At 36.1% G+C, this 18,147-nt stretch carries 16 protein-coding genes and 1 CRISPR repeat array; of the genes, 3 read left to right on the forward strand and 13 right to left on the reverse strand.

What is annotated here, in order from left to right:
• Positions 1 to 153: 153 nt before the first annotated feature.
• Positions 154 to 384 carry a YkuJ family protein gene (locus R8923_RS12180; protein ID WP_088809490.1) on the reverse strand — a complete coding sequence of 77 codons (231 nt, stop codon included), beginning with the start codon at positions 382 to 384 and terminating at the stop codon, positions 154 to 156.
• A 226-nt stretch (positions 385 to 610) separates the two neighbouring features.
• Positions 611 to 832 (reverse strand): hypothetical protein, encoded by a 222-nt coding sequence (locus tag R8923_RS12185; RefSeq protein WP_485873028.1) that lies wholly within the window; start codon positions 830 to 832, stop codon positions 611 to 613.
• Positions 833 to 1,041: 209 nt separating this feature from the next.
• Between R8923_RS12185 and R8923_RS12190 the strand changes: the two genes are divergently transcribed.
• Together R8923_RS12190 and R8923_RS12195 are read left to right on the forward strand one after the other, a co-directional pair.
• Positions 1,042 to 1,452 carry a YkyB family protein gene (locus R8923_RS12190; RefSeq protein WP_485873029.1) on the forward strand — a complete coding sequence of 137 codons (411 nt, stop codon included), beginning with the start codon at positions 1,042 to 1,044 and terminating at the stop codon, positions 1,450 to 1,452.
• Between the two features lie 38 nt (positions 1,453 to 1,490).
• Positions 1,491 to 2,648: an aminotransferase class I/II-fold pyridoxal phosphate-dependent enzyme gene (locus R8923_RS12195; protein WP_485873030.1), complete on the forward strand. Its 1,158-nt coding sequence runs from the start codon at positions 1,491 to 1,493 to the stop codon at positions 2,646 to 2,648.
• A gap of 54 nt (positions 2,649 to 2,702) precedes the next feature.
• Here R8923_RS12195 and R8923_RS12200 read toward each other — a convergent pair whose 3' ends face one another.
• The 10 genes from R8923_RS12200 to R8923_RS12245 all read right to left on the reverse strand — a co-directional run bounded on the left by R8923_RS12200 (position 2,703) and on the right by R8923_RS12245 (position 15,964).
• Complete coding sequence (locus tag R8923_RS12200) at positions 2,703 to 3,566, reverse strand: NAD(P)-dependent oxidoreductase (RefSeq protein WP_485873031.1); 864 nt, start codon at positions 3,564 to 3,566, stop codon at positions 2,703 to 2,705.
• A 928-nt stretch (positions 3,567 to 4,494) separates the two neighbouring features.
• Positions 4,495 to 6,229: a CRISPR direct-repeat array (repeat unit 30 nt; unit sequence ATTTACATTTCATAATACATAGATTAAAAC).
• A 189-nt stretch (positions 6,230 to 6,418) separates the two neighbouring features.
• On the reverse strand, positions 6,419 to 6,697 hold the full coding sequence (cas2, locus tag R8923_RS12205; protein ID WP_485873032.1) for a CRISPR-associated endonuclease Cas2: 279 nt from the start codon (positions 6,695 to 6,697) through the stop codon (positions 6,419 to 6,421).
• Between the two features lie 3 nt (positions 6,698 to 6,700).
• Positions 6,701 to 7,690: a type I-B CRISPR-associated endonuclease Cas1b gene (cas1b, locus tag R8923_RS12210; protein ID WP_485873033.1), complete on the reverse strand. Its 990-nt coding sequence runs from the start codon at positions 7,688 to 7,690 to the stop codon at positions 6,701 to 6,703.
• A gap of 8 nt (positions 7,691 to 7,698) precedes the next feature.
• Positions 7,699 to 8,187, reverse strand: a complete 489-nt coding sequence (gene cas4 / locus R8923_RS12215) for a CRISPR-associated protein Cas4 (protein WP_485873034.1) — start codon at positions 8,185 to 8,187, stop codon at positions 7,699 to 7,701.
• A gap of 9 nt (positions 8,188 to 8,196) precedes the next feature.
• Positions 8,197 to 10,353 (reverse strand): CRISPR-associated helicase Cas3', encoded by a 2,157-nt coding sequence (gene cas3 / locus R8923_RS12220; protein ID WP_485873035.1) that lies wholly within the window; start codon positions 10,351 to 10,353, stop codon positions 8,197 to 8,199.
• 52 nt (positions 10,354 to 10,405) lie between these two features.
• Positions 10,406 to 11,152 (reverse strand): CRISPR-associated protein Cas5, encoded by a 747-nt coding sequence (cas5, locus tag R8923_RS12225; RefSeq protein ID WP_485873036.1) that lies wholly within the window; start codon positions 11,150 to 11,152, stop codon positions 10,406 to 10,408.
• Positions 11,139 to 11,999 carry a type I-B CRISPR-associated protein Cas7/Cst2/DevR gene (cas7i, locus tag R8923_RS12230; RefSeq protein ID WP_485873037.1) on the reverse strand — a complete coding sequence of 287 codons (861 nt, stop codon included), beginning with the start codon at positions 11,997 to 11,999 and terminating at the stop codon, positions 11,139 to 11,141. Before cas7i ends, cas5 begins: the two co-directional genes overlap by 14 nt.
• The gene (gene cas8a1, locus R8923_RS12235; protein WP_485873038.1) at positions 11,996 to 13,666 is read right to left on the reverse strand and encodes a type I-B CRISPR-associated protein Cas8b1/Cst1; all 1,671 of its coding nucleotides are present in this window, start codon (positions 13,664 to 13,666) and stop codon (positions 11,996 to 11,998) included. Before cas8a1 ends, cas7i begins: the two co-directional genes overlap by 4 nt.
• A 21-nt stretch (positions 13,667 to 13,687) precedes the next feature.
• On the reverse strand, positions 13,688 to 14,407 hold the full coding sequence (gene cas6, locus R8923_RS12240) for a CRISPR-associated endoribonuclease Cas6 (protein ID WP_485873039.1): 720 nt from the start codon (positions 14,405 to 14,407) through the stop codon (positions 13,688 to 13,690).
• A gap of 525 nt (positions 14,408 to 14,932) precedes the next feature.
• Positions 14,933 to 15,964, reverse strand: coding sequence for a YdcF family protein (locus tag R8923_RS12245; RefSeq protein WP_485873040.1), 1,032 nt, complete (start codon positions 15,962 to 15,964; stop codon positions 14,933 to 14,935).
• A 146-nt stretch (positions 15,965 to 16,110) separates the two neighbouring features.
• Here R8923_RS12245 and R8923_RS12250 point away from each other — a divergent pair, with 146 nt between their 5' ends.
• On the forward strand, positions 16,111 to 16,818 hold the full coding sequence (locus R8923_RS12250; RefSeq protein WP_485873041.1) for a DNA alkylation repair protein: 708 nt from the start codon (positions 16,111 to 16,113) through the stop codon (positions 16,816 to 16,818).
• A gap of 460 nt (positions 16,819 to 17,278) precedes the next feature.
• Here R8923_RS12250 and R8923_RS12255 read toward each other — a convergent pair whose 3' ends face one another.
• Complete coding sequence (locus tag R8923_RS12255; RefSeq protein ID WP_485873042.1) at positions 17,279 to 18,085, reverse strand: sunset domain-containing protein; 807 nt, start codon at positions 18,083 to 18,085, stop codon at positions 17,279 to 17,281.
• Between the last annotated feature and the right edge of the window lie 62 nt (positions 18,086 to 18,147).

An 18,147-nucleotide genomic window follows, 5' to 3' on the forward strand; every position in this document is an offset into this window, starting at 1 on the left:
TTTTAGATTTTCTACAAACTAGCATTTATTTTTTTAATGTATGTCTCTTTACTGTCCACCTCTTATTTTAGCATAGAAAAACAAGAATTTCCTCTATTGTTACACAAAAAAATAACTAGAACAGGTTAACCGTCCTAGCTACAATTTTACAAATTAATTTTCTTGTAAAGCTTCAAAAATCTCAATAGCTGTCATATCAATATCATCAAATTGATATTTACTGTTTAATTCATAAATTTCGACTTCAAACGAATTAGACGCTCGAAAATATTTCACTTCGCAAATGACCTTACCGTCTTTTTCAAAACGACGCGCTTGCGTTTCAGAAGCTTCATCCTCCTGCATCGCGTTTAAACGTTGAATAATTCCTAATAACTGAGACATCACTTATTCTCCTCTCAAAAATCCACCTATACGAAACAAAATCGCAAGACCACTAAATTAATACTATCAAATTTTAGCGCATATCGCACCTATTAAGCAAGTCATCTGGAAAAATTCAGAAAAAGCAATTTTCTTTAGGTAAAATTTGCCACATCTAGCTTTCTACATTTTATTCGCGCTAGAGCGCTTTAATCAAAATAAAACCTAGCGCCAAAAGCAACCAGGTTTATAAATCATGATTTTGATTTTCCGTCATATCCAGTTTCGTCCGAACTGCGCGCATGATTGTCTTATGGCGATTAAAGCCCTTTACACAGATTGTTTCGTCATTTAAAGTGGCATAAACTTCCCCCCACGAACCAGTTGGGTTAAAACCATACGCATGTATTTTTAAGAGACCATCTTTCGTTGGAAAAAAGAACGCCTCATATTTCCCAGCTTTTGTCATGTGCGCTTCCCCTCTCAAACCTTCTTTAATTGAAAATGATTATCATTATTAAAACCATTTTACGGTAAAAAAACAAAAAGTGCAATAACAAAATGGAAATATTATCAGATTTTTTCAACTTTTCATTTGAGTTATCTTTTCGTTCCGCTATAATTAAAGTATTCTACTCAATTGAAATTTTCTGATTAAAATAAAAAGGAGGTTTTCATTTGAACCAAACGAAACAAATTGCAGAAGCCCTTTTTATCGTCAATAGACATAGCAAAGCCGCCACCGATCCAACCTATTTATACAAATTAAAACAAGCCGCCATCGCGAAGTTACTGACTGATGGTCATGCCGAAAAAATCGGTTTGCAATATTCTAAGAATCCAAAAAACTGCCGGCAACATACCCTCGTACTAGTCAAATGTGGCGATTTCCTTTTTCACATCCCGCCTGCAAAAAGCGATTTTAAAGAGCTTCGTCACCTCGGCAAACAAATCCCGTTAAAACATACACACAAAATAACGCTGTCATTAAAGCGCGCCAAAAATTGCCTTGAAGCCTACACAGACATAAAGCCTGACACGGCAACTCGGGCTGCTATTTTTCAAAACAGTAGCCCCTATTTCCGTTAAAATATGATATGATGGAGAGAAAAAGAAAGGGTGAGCTTATGCCTAAAAATATCCGCCCCGAACTGGCTGCAATTCAAATTAGCGGAATTCGTCGTTTTAACAATGAAATTGCAAACATTGATGGAATTATAAAATTAACGCTCGGTGAACCAGATTTTGATACGCCAGAGCATATTAAACAAGCTGCTATAAATGCTATTCAGGATAATTTTACAAACTACACAAATAACGCTGGCACCAAAGAACTTGTTTCTGCCGCTGCTGATTTTTTTAACAAAAAATATAATCTCGGGTTCACAAAAGAAGAAGTCATCGTCACAATTGGCGCAACGGAGGCCATTGCAATTGCGCTTGAGACGATTATAGAGCCTGGCGATGAAGTCATTTTGCCAGATCCTATTTATCCAGGATATGAACCGCTTATTCATTTGATGGGCGCCGTCCCTGTGAAAGTTGATACAACCGAATCGGCGTTTAAGCTAACCCCTGCGCAGTTGAAAAATGCGCTTTCCAAAAAAACAAAAGCTCTTATTTTGCCCTACCCTTCAAATCCAACTGGTGTAACGCTATCTGAGGCTGAACTTCGTGAACTTGCAGATGTTTTAACGGGAACGGGTATCTACGTTGTTGCCGATGAAATATATAGTGAACTTACATACGATAAGCCGCACACCTCCATCCGGCCTATGCTTGAAGAGCAAACCATCGTCATAAACGGACTCTCCAAGTCACATGCGATGATAGGCTTTCGTATCGGCTTTTTAATGGCGCCAAAACCGCTACTTACAGAAATGCTCAAAATCCATCAATACACCGTGACTTGCGCTTCTTCTATTAGTCAAAAAGCTGCGTTTCAAGCGGTGACAAAAGGGGAAAATGATGCTTTACTGATGCGCTCAGAATACAAAGTCCGCGCGGGATTCGTACAAGATCGCCTTGTTAGCATGGGCTTTACAGTCATCCCCCCAGACGGCGCATTTTATTTCTTCGTCAAGCTACCCGATTTTGTCACTGAAAGCGCGTATGATTTCGCCCTAAAACTCGCCCAAACTGCCAAAGTAGCAGTCGTTCCAGGCGATGCTTTTTCCGAAAAAGGCGACCGTTATTTCCGTTTATCCTACGCCGCTTCACTTGACACACTAGCACAAGCCACAGACAATATGGCCCAATTTATGGCCCAACACTATACAGCTTAACATATGGCTCATAAATAAAACCCACTTGGCACTTTGCCAAGTGGGTTTTATTTATTATGAGCGGTAATACGCAATAAGCGCCTGCGTTCCCGCTTCGCTCAAACCGCGTTCAGCGAGTGTTTGATACATCTTTTCAGCTAAAGCAAGTCCGGGCAAGTCGAGATCCATTTTTTTCGCCTCATCAAGCGCGATTCGCATATCCTTGATGAAGTGCTTAATGAAAAAGCCCGGTGTGAAATCATCTTTTAAGACGCGCGGGATTAAATTGCTGAGCGACCAACTACCTGCCGCCCCGCCGGCGATAGATTTCAAGACGCGTTCAGGGTCCAGTCCTGCTTTTTCCGCATAAAAAATGGCTTCTGTTACCCCAATCATATTGGAAGCAATGGCAATTTGATTGACCATCTTTGTATGCTGACCAGAACCGGCATCTCCTTGCAAAATGATGCTTTCGCCAAGTACTTCAAAAATCGGTTTGGCACGCAAAAATGCCGCCTCACTCCCACCAACCATAATGCTAAGCGTTCCATTTTTCGCACCAATGTCGCCGCCTGAAACGGGCGCATCTAGAACTTCAATACTTGTAGAAGTCCCTTCCATCGCAATTTGTGCAGCTAAGCCTGGCGAGGAAGTGGTCATATCAATCGCTAACGTGCCAGGGCGCATTGTTTCTAAAAAGCCGCCTTCAGATAAGTACAATTCTTCAACATCACTAGGATAGCCCACCATCGTAATTAAAGTATCCACAATTGCCGCTAACTCAGCTGGATTTTCATGCCAAGTTGCGCCCTCTTCTAACAGCTCATCCGCTTTCGATTTCGTTCGCGTATAAATATGTAAGTCAAAACCAGCTTTCATCAAATTTCGAACCATACTTCTCCCCATTACACCTGTACCAATAAAACCAATTTTTTCCATCAAAACCCCTCCTTATAAAAATGAAATCAAGAACAGTCCTAAGAACATAAGTAAAATAAAGCTCACAATCATTAAATTTAGTTTTTTATGCATCATCACAATCGCTATAAATTCTCGCATTAGAGCGCTTGGCATGTAATAGAAGGCGGTCTACCTTAAGCTACTTTCTATAAAAACAAATCGCTTTATCTAAGCTGCTCACGGGAAAAAGAATACTAGTGAGCCCCGTAATTATCACACATACAGTATTATGTTCATCCCACAAATAAGTCCAGCAAAAAATGGTTTCAACCTCTTTCTATTAATCCAAATTCATTATAACTTTTCAAACTTCATTTCGCTACATCCAGCTGTTTTTTATGATGAAAAACTAGCTTTCAAAAAAAAGAAAAAATGTTGCTACGTCATGGTTCAAACGAGCTGCTTCTTAGAGTAAGAATTGGTGATATGAAAAAGCAGCTTGTGAAGGAAGCGAAAGCCATAAACTTGCGAATAAACTATTGGAGCTGAACTATGATGCGCAATATTTAGCGTGCTTTGTTTCTAAGCTGAAAAAAATCACCAAGAATGAGCTACTCGAAATTGCGAATTCAAAAACGATTTGCGAAGCTATTTTCGAAAGCCTAGCACTAATTTTGGATACATAAATCAAACGCGGAGCTCAAGTACAGTGGCTGGAGCTACAATGCAAATTATTTTCCCACTACATTACATTAAAAAGCGATTCGAACGGGTCGTGTCAGAAAAAATACAAACGCGCAATTTGTTAACCTTACTTTCTTATTCGTTTTAAAAGTCAAAGAAACTATGTTTTTGCATACCAAAAAACACTCAAAACAGCTTGTTTGAGAGATTTGGGAGTTTTTTTGGGGGAGAGCACATGAATTAAAGTATTACTTTGCTTCACGCTGTTATTCGTTCCATATCGATTTATAATTTATAATACATAGATTAAAACATTGGGAAAGCGGAAAAATCCGCGCGAATTTTACATATTTACATTTCATAATACATAGATTAAAACCGTCAAACAAACGATTCATAAGATTATGCCAAAAACATTTACATTTCATAATACATAGATTAAAACAACAGTATGTATACGATAAAAGCGTCTTTTCTCAAAATTTACATTTCATAATACATAGATTAAAACTCCGTCCACTTTAACGGCAAGGGATATAATTTTATATTTACATTTCATAATACATAGATTAAAACTGTACGCGCTTGTACTTTTTTGCCATCAACCATAAGATTTACATTTCATAATACATAGATTAAAACGCAAAAGGTGAACCCTTGCTAAAGCGAAATAAACAAAATTTACATTTCATAATACATAGATTAAAACTAGCTACTTTAACGCGCTTCAGGGAATAGATGATAAATTTACATTTCATAATACATAGATTAAAACGACGGAGCGAAAAAAGGTCCGGACAGTGTCGAATAATTTACATTTCATAATACATAGATTAAAACGCTCAATGACCCACTTTTATGGCAGGACGAACTAACATTTACATTTCATAATACATAGATTAAAACGGTTTTATCATTTTTAGCTTTCTGGTTTGACAAACCATTTACATTTCATAATACATAGATTAAAACAATGTTACTGAATCAGCCACTAAATACATAACTTTATTTACATTTCATAATACATAGATTAAAACAAACGATAAATCAAGCAATGAACCGCAACCGAAAGAATTTACATTTCATAATACATAGATTAAAACATTGATTCTCGAGTATTATAAAGCAACTCTTGATTATTTACATTTCATAATACATAGATTAAAACAAGAAGTAGCAACGCATGCGGATATTAAGGATAAATTTACATTTCATAATACATAGATTAAAACCGCACTTGCTAGAAGCGATAAAGCCGCTTTGAAGGAATTTACATTTCATAATACATAGATTAAAACGGATTTTGTCTATCGATATGCAAACCGCTATCACAGATTTACATTTCATAATACATAGATTAAAACTTGGCGTAAATTATGCTATTTCAACAGGGGTTTCATTTACATTTCATAATACATAGATTAAAACCGAAACCAAATATCGTGACAAAAATCATGCCAAAAACATTTACATTTCATAATACATAGATTAAAACAAGAGCTAAAGAACCAAGAAGAACGCATTAGAAGTCATTTACATTTCATAATACATAGATTAAAACTGTAAGTGCAAGTTACCCGATTTTGTATAGAAAAAAATTTACATTTCATAATACATAGATTAAAACTTGTCACTCGGTTTTTGCACGGATTATAAAATAAATTTACATTTCATAATACATAGATTAAAACGATTGCTGTAATCATCTTAAATGGTGGTTACTTGCTATTTACATTTCATAATACATAGATTAAAACTAGACTCTTCTTTAGCGAAACGCAAAGAACGTTCGAATTTACATTTCATAATACATAGATTAAAACCAATCTAAAAAGAAAAGTATTTATGTGTTTGCGAAATTTACATTTCATAATACATAGATTAAAACAAAACAGCGCTAACCAAGCGAGTTGAAGCAGCTTTGATTTACATTTCATAATACATAGATTAAAACGCTATTGAACAACTGAACTTGCCTAAAAATGAAAATTTACATTTCATAATACATAGATTAAAACAGGTGCCCTTATGAACCTTACTCCCATCTTACCTCAAAAGGGCATTTCTGTCGACCTCTAAATTTTTTGTCAAAATTCATGAATTTATATATCTTAGAAATCAAAAAAAACGCGAAATCCATTCTCCTCGAATGAATTCCGCATTTCTGTCGACCCTCTAGGAATTTTACGCTATCTCACATCGACAGATTAGAAGAAATTGGATGTCTTGTCATCCTCAACACCTAGGAATTCTTTTTCTAACCATTTTTGACTACGACCGTTAAAAATGATGACGGAGTCTGTATCTTTACGAATATGTTGACCTAGTTCTAGTTTTAATTGCATGAAAAGCGCTGGTGTAATTTCACCTTCAAAAACAGACTTTTGAATATGTGTTAGATATTTTTTACACGTTTTAAAAATCCGGCGTGAAACTTTAGCACTTCCTTCACCATTCGGAATATCATAAATTAAGATGATATACATCATTCACCACCACATTTTAAAGCCTTGATAAGGCTCATCTTCCATTAAGCATTTCACAATTTTGTAGCACTCCAGTCGAATCAGTCGCCTGTAGGAAACATTCCTTTTTAAATCCCGATGACGCAGTGTCTCTTTTAATCTTTCATCATAAGCCGCGAGTACCTTTCTTTGACCACTTGGCTTCATGTAATAAAAATTAGCCTTTTCTTCAAAATCATCTTCAGTAATGCTATTTTTGTTAAGCAATGAAAAAATAAGTCTATCACCAATTAATGGCTTGAAAATCTCAGAAACATCTAGACACAAAGAAAATCGGCGTTCCCCTGCGCTATGCAAAAAACTGATGGTTGGATTTAGCTGCGTCACATAAACTTCGGATAAACAGGTTGAGTAGATTAAAGAGTTAATATAAGAAATAAGGGTGTTAATCATATTATCTGGCGGTCTTTTCACCCTTGTTGTAAAATCGATTTCTTGATTGACTATCGTGTTCCATGACTTATAGTATTCTTTACGAATATTTCCTTCAATCCCCATCAATTCTTCGATATCTTTCGTTTGCTGAATTCGTTTTCTTAACTGCTTAATTTGTCCCATTTCTGCTTCAACCATTTTTCCGCGTCCTTTATAGTAACGCAAGTTTCGTAAAATATTAAAACTCGCACTCTCAACAATTTCTTGAGCGAAATAAAGACGCTTCTTTTCATTCGTATATGCACTAACTTGCTCAATTAAAAGCTTCCCAGAAACATTGCGTTCCTTTGGATAATAAGTGCCCGTATAAAAACCGTAGTAATTAAAAATATGCACAGGGATTTTCTTTTCTGCTAAGTAATTTAGACACTTTGTATTCGTTGTCACTTCACCAAACAAATAAATATCACGTGTTAGTTCGATTTTCAAATCCTTGAAGTTCCCATCTTTCGCAACCATCCGCACCACATTATCTTTTCGTTTCAATTCGCCACTACTAAATAAAAAATAACTTTCCATATCTCACCTCAAATAAAACAAAATTCATAATAGGCACATTTCTTACAAATCCCTTTTTCTTCTAAAACGGGAGGTTTCTTCTGCCTACAAATTTGCCTAATTCCTGCTAAAATTTCCACCATTCGACTTTCGTCGCCTTCTTCCAAGAACACTTTTTCACGTTGCTTAATTTTGGGATAATCTAGTACCCCATATTCAATATGAATTCCACGCTCTTCAAGAAAATACAAGTAATACTTCACTTGCCAAATCGAGGCTTCTTCAACTGCTCGAGATTTTTTTACTTCGTGAAGAATTTCAAAACTTTGTAAAAAATCAATTTGGATTGTATCATCGATTAAAATATGCTTTTCTTCTCTGTCATAACTTGTCTCATCAATCATTTTTCCAAGTTTAACCGCCTCACTTGTATTTTCCATTTGAATATCATTTGTGAAATACCAAAGTTTCCGCTTACAAACAAAATAGTAATAAACCATCATTCCCGTAATCCGCATCTTTTCCCCCTAGAAAAATTGATTTTCTTTCGTCCTTTCCTTTCTTGTGACACCAGATTCATAGTCATACAAGCAATCCAAAATATTAAGTTGTTTATATTTAGTTAACTCCACCGTCTGTTTCTCCGATTTTTCAAATAAATAAGCCGGCACATCAACTTGCAAATCTTTAATTTTTTCCCATATTTTTTGCTTTTCCAACTTGTCCATTTCATCTTTATAAAGCTCCATAAGCCCTTCATTTTCTTCAAAAATCACTTTTGGAAGCACAGAAACAGATTGGATATTGCGAAATCTTTTTTTTGCTGTCGTTTTATCCAATTCGTAAGCGCTCATATCCTTTAAATATTTAATATTATTTTGAAGTTCTGTATTATAGGCGGTTTCCAATAGATTTTCATACGAATAAACTTCCTCAATCAACTTCATCTTCGCGCTCTCTAGAATCTTCCCATCCAGCTCAGAAAGTGCTTCTTTCGAAAACGCAAAAATCTCTGTATCTACAACAAATCCAACACCACTACACTTTCTTTCACCACCGTCATACACAAAAACATTGTTTCCATCCGGGTTTTCACGTTTTCGGTAACAGCGTCCCATCCTTTGGAACAAACCATTTATGTCGGAAAGCTCCGTGAACAACAAATCGAAGTCAATATCTAGCGAGGCTTCCACGACTTGTGTGGTGACCCACACACCTTCAAATTCGGACCCCACCTGACCATCTTGGAAGATTTCTTGCTCTTTTTGGCGCCTATCTGCGCGAATAAATTGGCTGTGGAAAAGTTTGGTGTTCGCGCCGGCAATTTGTAGGGCAGAAAATATTTCTTTGGCCTTGTTCACCGTATTGCAGATGACTAAAACTCGTTTTCCATTAGCGTGCTCTAAAATATCTTGAACATCAAGTTCGCGGTGTTTAACGCAAACTGAATGGCGGAAAACATCAGTAATAAATGGTTTTTCTGGCATTGTAAACTCGAGTTTTTCCTCTTTCATATAATGAGTGACAATTCCAGGGAGTGTTGCGGTTAAAATCGCAAATTTCCCGCCAAAAGTTTGAATATATTTGAGCCCGACTATCACATAAGCAAGCAAATCTGGTGAATACATTTGAACTTCGTCTAAAATGACTTTACTATAGGACAAAGTCGCGAGTTTATGCTCAAAACCTGGGTAACGATAAACAAAGTCAAAAATTTGATCCAAAGTGCAAATTGTAAGCGGCAGGGACAACTGTTTCGTCCGTGTCATATATTCAGCAATATCATACTCTTTTTCATCTAATAAATATCTCGAAAAAATGTCAGAGTGAAGCAAACCGACTTGTGTATCGACTTTCTCTGTCAAAATATCATCTTTCACGCGCTCATAAATACTGTTAATTGCCGTTTTTAGTGGTAAAGTGAAAAAGCCTTTTGCATCGCCGAGCCATAAAAGCCCCGCCTCTGTTTTCCCCATTCCAGTCTGCGCTACTACAACCACATTTTCATTTTGGTGTGCCTTCATAAATTGCTGTAACGTATTCCAATCTGAAATTCCTTTATTCTCTTTCCAAACCGCCAAATCCCGCTCCAAAAAGCCATTTTCCCATTCCACTGGAACCGATGCACTCGCCGCGTAATCAATTCGGTTAAGCAGTCCTTTTAAAAGAACATATTTTTTAAAATTTTCGTAGTCATTTTCGAAAGTATGTTCACCAACGGCAAAAAGTTCTGTTTCAATTTCGTCAGCAGGTTCAATTGGGTTTTTCCACTTTTCATAATCAAAATCTTTGGCAACCTCTTTAAGCCCTTTAAAACCTGCCTCAATATCTTTCGTTTTCCCGTGATAATTTCGCTCATGATGGTATGCAATTGTCTGGAAAACAATTTTTATATCATCCAAACTGTAACCAATCTCTTCCAAATATTCGAAATCAATAAATGCTAAGCTCAAATATCCATGAGGAATTTCTCCTTCAACTTTATTTTTCCTAGAAAATAATTTAGTTTGAAATAAATCATTCATTTTCCCAAAATCGTGCAGCAAACAAACATATCGTAGCAAAAACCAATCTACTGCAATCTTTGGATATAGTTCTTTTAAAATATCATAATTACGCAGCAATTCGTCTGTGTGCTCTTGAATCGTCTCTTTCGGATTTGATTTCGCATAAAATATTTTCATGTAGCTCCTCCTAATTAGAAAAACGGAGAATTCCTTATCCTCCGTTTCATTTCTATACAAAAAATGCTAAATGTCCATCTGAATCTACCCAAAAATCACGCTTTCTCATCCCTCTAAATTCGGATAAATAGAAAACATCTTTTTTATTCCACTTACGAAATATTTTTGGCTTCTTCTCAGTTCCATAGTTTTCTAGCACATAATCTTTATTTAAACGAAAACGTGTTCCTACTTCCTGCAAATCATAGAATTCTGTCCGTTTAATATCTGCCCCACTTGCGACTGGAACATAAGCCCCATAATTTTCCGGTAAACTCACTTGCTTGGAAAGTGTCTTAAGGTCAACTTCCACTTCCTTCGCCTCCAAAATCGTTGCAATATCCTCACGCCGACCAAGTGACGGATACTCTTTCGGACGATTAAGCGCATCTAAAATCACCGCAAAATCTTCTTCATTTTTGGGTAAAATATGAAGTAATAGTTCAACATCAACCAGTAGCTCCGCTGTCGCAATTCCACGACCAACGCCTAGCCCATTCACATCAATTTGATGCCGACCTTTCTCAAAATTCATACCCGATTTAAATTCATAACGCGTATATAAATCGTTTACCTTAGAAAAATGTTTTCCTTGCACACTAATATCCATCTCATGATAGGACTCAAAACCAGCTAGCACATGCACCATCCCAATCACCGTTGAAAACGGCGGAAGTGGATACGTTTCCTTCAACTGGAAACTCGTCGGCTTCTTATAATTCACAAAATCCTGCCAAAGCTTCATCCTAATTGCTTTCATAGTACGCACTTACTTTCGATTTTAAAGCTTCAAAAAAGTGTGGTACCGCTGTCGCTTGCCAGTTTTGGCGAATTTCCGTTTCATTTTCAAAAATCCCCTTCACAATCCCCGAAAGCGTTTCTTGACGCATTTCATCTGGTAAAAAATCATCCGAAACCGCAATTTTATTTTCCTTCACACTGACTTCATTTTGGAAAATTGGATTTTTAATATCATAAACCCCGCCGATAATAAATAACGGTTTCAAATCCTCACGCCGACCGCGAATATCACGGTATAAAAATTGAATTGTATCGAGCAATTTATTCACACGACGCGCCTTTTCCACATTATCAATTTGGATCTCCCCATCAATTCCAATTTGATCCAAATCCATTGTAATCGTATAACGATAAAATGAGCGGTGAATTTCCGACTGCGCAATATTCATATGCTCCCCAATTTTATCTGCTTGACCTTTATTTGTTAAAAAGTCTAAATCGCCTTTATATGTTTCCATAGAAATTGCGTTAGAAAGCCGTACTTTCGCATTACGTTTCTGCCCACTTGTTCCTTTTTCTGTTTTCATATATCCGAAAAAATCGATTTCTGGATATTTATCAATTTGCGCATTGGCATCAAACTGAATAACTTTTTTGTCCCCACTGCCTTCTGCCTGAACAGGTGCTGTTTCCTCAGCAAGTTGTTCAATCATATTGTAGCGTAATGCTTGGCGCGAAATATATGTATATAAGTCACCATTGTCACGTGAAATTTTTTTAAGTGACGATACGTTTCCAATCGATTCACCGTAATTCGCACTTTCTGCTTGAAAAATGACCGTTGCTGTTAATCCTTTAATTTTCATTTTGCACTCTCCTTATTGTCCTCTTTAGTGTCACCAATTAGACCAGTTAGATACGCATAAGCAATTGTTCTAAAATTATCATCATTATCAAAAATCCGAAGTAAAATTTTCGGAACTTGCTTATCTATACCCGAATAATTTTTAAGCAAAATATCCATAAATAAGCCACGATTTATTGTTTTAACCGCATTAAGCAATTGATGAGCAATCCCTTGTATTTTTTGCTCACGTTTACGGCTTCTCAGTTCTTCTTTAAAATAGTAAGCATTCGCACGTACTTTTTCAAGTTCTTCAAGCGTTATCATTTGTGTCATCTCTCCTGCTCCTCCCGTGAAATAATTATTAATTTTAAGTGTATTCATAATCTGATAACTGCTATAATACGTTTGCCCATAACCTGCAATTTTATAATATATCAGTTTATGAACTAGTAAAAACATATTTTGATTATTAAGTATATTTTTCACAACTTCTTGGAAAATATATAGCTTTTCATTACCTTCTTTGAAATTAGCTCCAATGAGGCTTTTCAGTTCTTTTTTAAAACGATTCATCAATGTAAGAACTGGCTTTGCTAGCAAGTTGAAACGGTAACTTTCATTTTCATAGCGAACGACTTGGATATCAGCCAATTCATACCGATGTTTTTCAACATCAGACTCTTGTGCCATTTTGACAAGCACCCTATAAACTGATTTATTTTGGTCATCAATTTTACGACTCAAATCATTTTTCATCGCCTGATTGATTCGTACCATTTCTTGAATATTCGCATTGCTATTAATAAAAATCCCTTCACGCTGGATAAAAGTAAATCCAGCTGGCATACACGCATAAACAAGTCGACAAATTGGACACATCGCCAAGTCGTTATCATTATTCCAAACATGTGAGGCTTTTCTTTTAGTATCAAAACCTGTATTTGTTAAGAATGAATAATCCAGTTCCAAATCTTTTATTGCCCGCTCGCAATTTGTGCAGTGATACTTGAATTTCGATTTATCGGCTGCTAAATACTCCTTTGCAGGTGTTACAAAATGTGTTTCAAAATCAATATAAAAATCCTTTTCTTTTGTATTTCGATTTAAAAAGGACACACCTTCCCAACTATTTTTAATCATATTATAAACCACATTTTTTCCAGCTAAATATTTTCGTCCATTTTCAGATTTGGCATAATCAATCAGCTTCGCAATAATTTCAAAGTTTTCTTTTACCTGAGAAATAAGCTCTGCTTTAATCTCATTAAAATCATCCTTTTTTTTCAAATTAATTGTCTTTAGCTTTTTGACTTCTATTTCCGGGTTAAAATCTGCATCAATAAGTGGATACGCTGCTTTGTAGCTGTTACTCATAAAATAATATTTCAGTACATTTTTAACATAATAATTCATTTCTTTTAAATCTTTTTCCGAAAAATTATCAAACTTGCTCTCCAAAGTCGCTTCCATCGAATCCTTATATGATACAATCCGATACCAAGGTAAAACTTTCTCATATGTATCGATAAAATAATTGAAATACTTGGCCGCAAAATTTTCTAGCACCTCTTCTTTAACCTCTACACGCTGGTGATCTATATAGGTTACATTTTCTTCACCAATAATGTTTAAAAAACCAGCTAGAGATGCGTTATAGCCCCAATCTGATATTTCAAACTCTAACATGTTTTTCTCACCTCCCGTAATTTAGACCTCTACAAAACCGAAACCGCTTCCAGAATTTGATCCAATGCCGTTCTGTAACATCTCATTTAATAAATATGGCTTTCCTGAAACACCCAAAATCCCAACTGAACATACCACCTTCATCCCATAAACATCGACAACTGTTTTTTTCATTTGTTTTGTATCAAGTTGTATTAACTGAATATCATTTTCAACATAGTCTCCGTATTTCTTCCGCAATTTCGTAAAAAGATTATTCTTCAATGTTTGTTCAAATTCGACATCAGCAAAATAATAGAATCTATCTTTATATGTTTCGCGATTATGTGATTTAATAATAAGTGGTGAGAGTAATTTAAAATAAACTTGCTCATTTCTTATATCTGGCACAGACGATATATGTATATCTTTCAAGATAATCTGATTGTTTTTATGAAAATTCAAATTTTCATTACGAATCTCGCAAAAAGCATTGTAAAAGTTAACTCCCAATTCTGCATTTCCTGTTGAAAAATTTAGCACTCCCTCATTTGAACCTAGTTCAATCTTATCCTTCTTAAAAATTGGATTTCTTAGAAAAACGGCAAACGTATAGTCTTTTTGTTTATTTGAAAGAAAAAGTTCGTCAAAAAGTTGTGGATTTACCCTTTCTAATCCAAGCTTCATAATGCTCAAAAACTTTCGCCGATAATCTAGTGGAATACTATCTTCTGTAAATTGAAAATTTATTTTTAATCTCATTTATTTGCCCTCCTCAATATATGTGACATCTCATGGACTTCTTTTTCTCTATAGAATAAAAGTTCATTATTTCACACAAGCTACACCAATTATCTATAGATTTTGGATACTATTAGTATAACACAAAAAAAGACTAGAAAACACTTCCAGACCTTTTAAGTTTTATTCAGCTGTTGCTTTATCAAGTACTTCGTTAGCAAGTTTAACCATTTCAATTTGGCCAAGAAAATAAGATTTCAAAATGATTGAAACGCTCTTAGAAATTATCAAGTCCTAAGGCAAGTAACAATAAAATGGCTGTTTTATTCCTGTCCATTTAATTTCTTTATGGATAATTAGAGAAACGCGTCCGTTTATGCGCTTTGCCGCCATCGTGTGCTAAATATCAACTTCCTTAACAAATTAATTCGCAATTACTGCTACTGGAATTTTAATCATAATACCTAACTCGATGTTTTATCTGTTCCAACTGCAACAAATTAAGATTTATGCTTTCCGTTCGTATTTTTCCATCAAAACCCCTCCTCATAAAAATGAAATCAAGAACAGTCCTAAGAACATAAGTAAAATAAAGCCCACAATCATTAAATTTAGTTTTTTATGCATCATCACAATCGCTATAAATTCTCGCATTAGAGCGCTTGGCATGTAATAGAAGGCGGTCTTCGAACCAATTCCCTCACTTTTTAAACCTGCTTTTTTCGCATAAAGCCCTGCTCGAAATAAGTGAAAATTATTCGTTGCGAAAATACTGTTATATTTCGGTAAAATCGCATCCATTTTTGCCTTTGAAAAGCGCATATTTTGCAGCGTATTCACCGATTCATCCTCCATAATAATATAATCCTCAGGAAACCCTTTACCGAGCAAATATAACCGCATCGCATTCGCCTCAGATGTCAGCTCGTTCTCGCCTTGCCCACCAGATACGATAATCGTCGCCTGTTTTCCCTTTTTTTCAAGCTGCTTTTTGGAAAAAGAAATCGCTTTGTCTAGCCTGCTCGCAAGTAATGGTGGCACCTTATCACCAATCAAGCCGCTTCCGAGCACAATGATAAAATCTTGGTTGTAGCGTGGAAAGTTGAATTGATATACGAAACAAGAAATTAAAAATGTCACAAAGAAAAACGTGAAGTACGTCAAAATCGCGATGATAGCTGCGTAAAGCGCCCCAAGTTGCGGGACCGATATGACCGACCCTTGAGCAATCCCCCAAATAAATAGTGCCAAAAGCCCAAGCCCAGCAAACATCGGCAATAAATTTGCAAGCCGTCTTCCTTCTTTTTTCATCATTGTTCGACCATTCATAATAAGCCCAAAAATTAGACCAAAGAAAAAAAACGGGATGAGCAAAATAAGAATAATCGCAAGCCCCGTCACCAAAACTCGAACGAGATCAAGCCGGTCTGAAACCGTTAAAACAAGATAAAGAATCCACAATAGCAAGAAAAACAAGCCAATGGTCAAAAATATTCCGTTACTAATTCTACGCCTATCCCAAATATAAAGCGCAACAAAAATAATTAAAAAAACAGCTGCAAAGAATGCAAAAAACATCGTTTCATCCCCTTTTTATCGTTCCCATTCATTATAACTTTTCAAGCTTTATTTCGCTACACTAAACTTCTTTTTATGTCACCGCACTCGCTTTTCTAAAAAACCTTCGTTATACTTATTTTATCAACTGTTAAAGGAGGAAGGTCATGAATCTTGAGTCGGTAATGAACGAGCTTTCGGCACTTGGGAGTGAGCAGACGAAAAAAACTTTGCTTCGCCATGATGTGTCTGAGCCATTATTTGGCGTTAAAATTGGGGATATGAAAAAACAGCTCGTGAAAAAGGTGAAGGCGGCAAATTTGTCCTATGCCCTTTTTGAAACTGGAAATTATGATGCGCAGTATTTAGCAGGGCTAACGTGTGATCCTAAGCAGCTTACAAAAGAAGATTTACTGCACTGGGCTGATATTGCAAATTGCAAAAGCATCCGTGAAGCGATTGTCGCAAGTTTAGCAGCAGAAACGCCGCATGCAACAGAACTTGCAAACTACTGGCTTAGTGAAGCACGCGAGGAACTCGAAAGCACTGGCTGGAGCTGCTACGCAAACTACCTGTCTATCACACCAGACGAAGAAATTAATCAAACCGAAGTGCTTCATTTGTTAGAAAAAGTCGAAAAAACAGTTCACAACGCAAAAAACAACGTCAAATACACCATGAATAATTTTGTCATCTGCACCGGAACCTACTACCCGCCTCTTCTACAAAAAGCAGAATCTGTCGCTAAAAATATCGGCACCGTCTATGTGGATATGGGCGACACCGCGTGCAAAGTTCCCGTGGCATCTACTTACATTCAAAAAGTCGTCCAAATGGAACGTGTTGGTAAAAAGCGCAAACGTGCCATTTGTTAAGCAAAAAAAAAAGAGTGCTTTAAATGCACTCAAGTCAAAGAAAAAAGAGAACCTAGCCAAGATAAGATGGCTAGGTCAAAAGGTTGAACAGCTCGTTTTGTAATTAAAGGAATACTATGATGAGGCATACAGTATTTTCCTCATCACAATTAATAGCTTAACAGAATTCAGCGCCATTTTCTGTAGACATTTTTTGAACAATCGACTAAAAATAGTCCCTTTTTTTGTTCATTTTGTACAAAGCAAGTGTGAATAATAGAAAAAACAATAAGTATTACCCATTTGTCTAAGCCAGCTAATTGCAGATGCAACCACTTGCAAACACATACTTACAAGCAAAAATCAAGCACAATAAAATCCGTGCGCTCAAATGATTTTTGCTTTTTTAGACAGTACTGATTTTGCATGATGCCATAACCTAGATTTATTAACAAATAAAGATTTAGTTACTCGCACGTCATTATCGCTTCGGCGCCCGGTATCCTGCAGCCTCCGCTTCCTGAACCGTATTAAACCACTCTTTTACATTTTTCGTTCTATCATAATATGTACTCCCTGGCACATGATAAATCCCACTATAACTTCCTTTAATCTGCCCCTGACTTTGTTCAGGTTGTGATTGCGCTGGCTCTTGTTTCTCCGCAGCTCTTTTCGCCGCTTCCCGGTCACGCTCTAATTTTGCCTGCGCATCTTTCTTTCGCTGTTCCGCTTCAGCCGCTGCTTTTTTCTCTGCGGCTTCCTTTTCTTCTTTTGCTATTCTCGCTTCCTCAGCCGCTTTTTCTTCCGCCTGAAGAACAGCTTTACTCTTTACAGAAGAATTTGTAACCTTAATCGTTTCAGTGAATTTCACAACCTTTTTCTTGTTAACTAAATCACCTTTTAAGTTGTCCCCTTTTTCACCGATAATTTTCTTCATCTTTCCAGACTGCTTCTTCGGTTGATAGGACTGGTAAAGAACCGTATACGTCCCATTTGGCAAATCATTTACTTTCTTTTTTAATTTCCCATCTTTTTTAACCTTTAACTTCACCTTTTTTTCAAAATCATCTGACCCAGTAATCTTAACAAAAAATTTCATTTTCTTTGGTAAATTCGTTTGCGCATGCAATTTGATTGTATCATTCTCAACCTCACTCACCGCTAACGCACCAACATATAGCTTTTCAGAAGCCGCGTGGGCCAAATTTCCAACAGGCGAAATGATTAAAAAGAACGCCATTAGGATAAAAAACAGACTTTTTGCTTTAGAATTTAGTAATTTCTGCATATTTTCCTCTCCCTTTTTATGTTGTCCCTTTAAATATACCATAAAAAGAAACTAGAAGCATC

The sequence above is a fragment of the Listeria tempestatis genome (genome assembly GCF_963575625.1).
GTDB lineage: Bacteria > Bacillota > Bacilli > Lactobacillales > Listeriaceae > Listeria > Listeria tempestatis.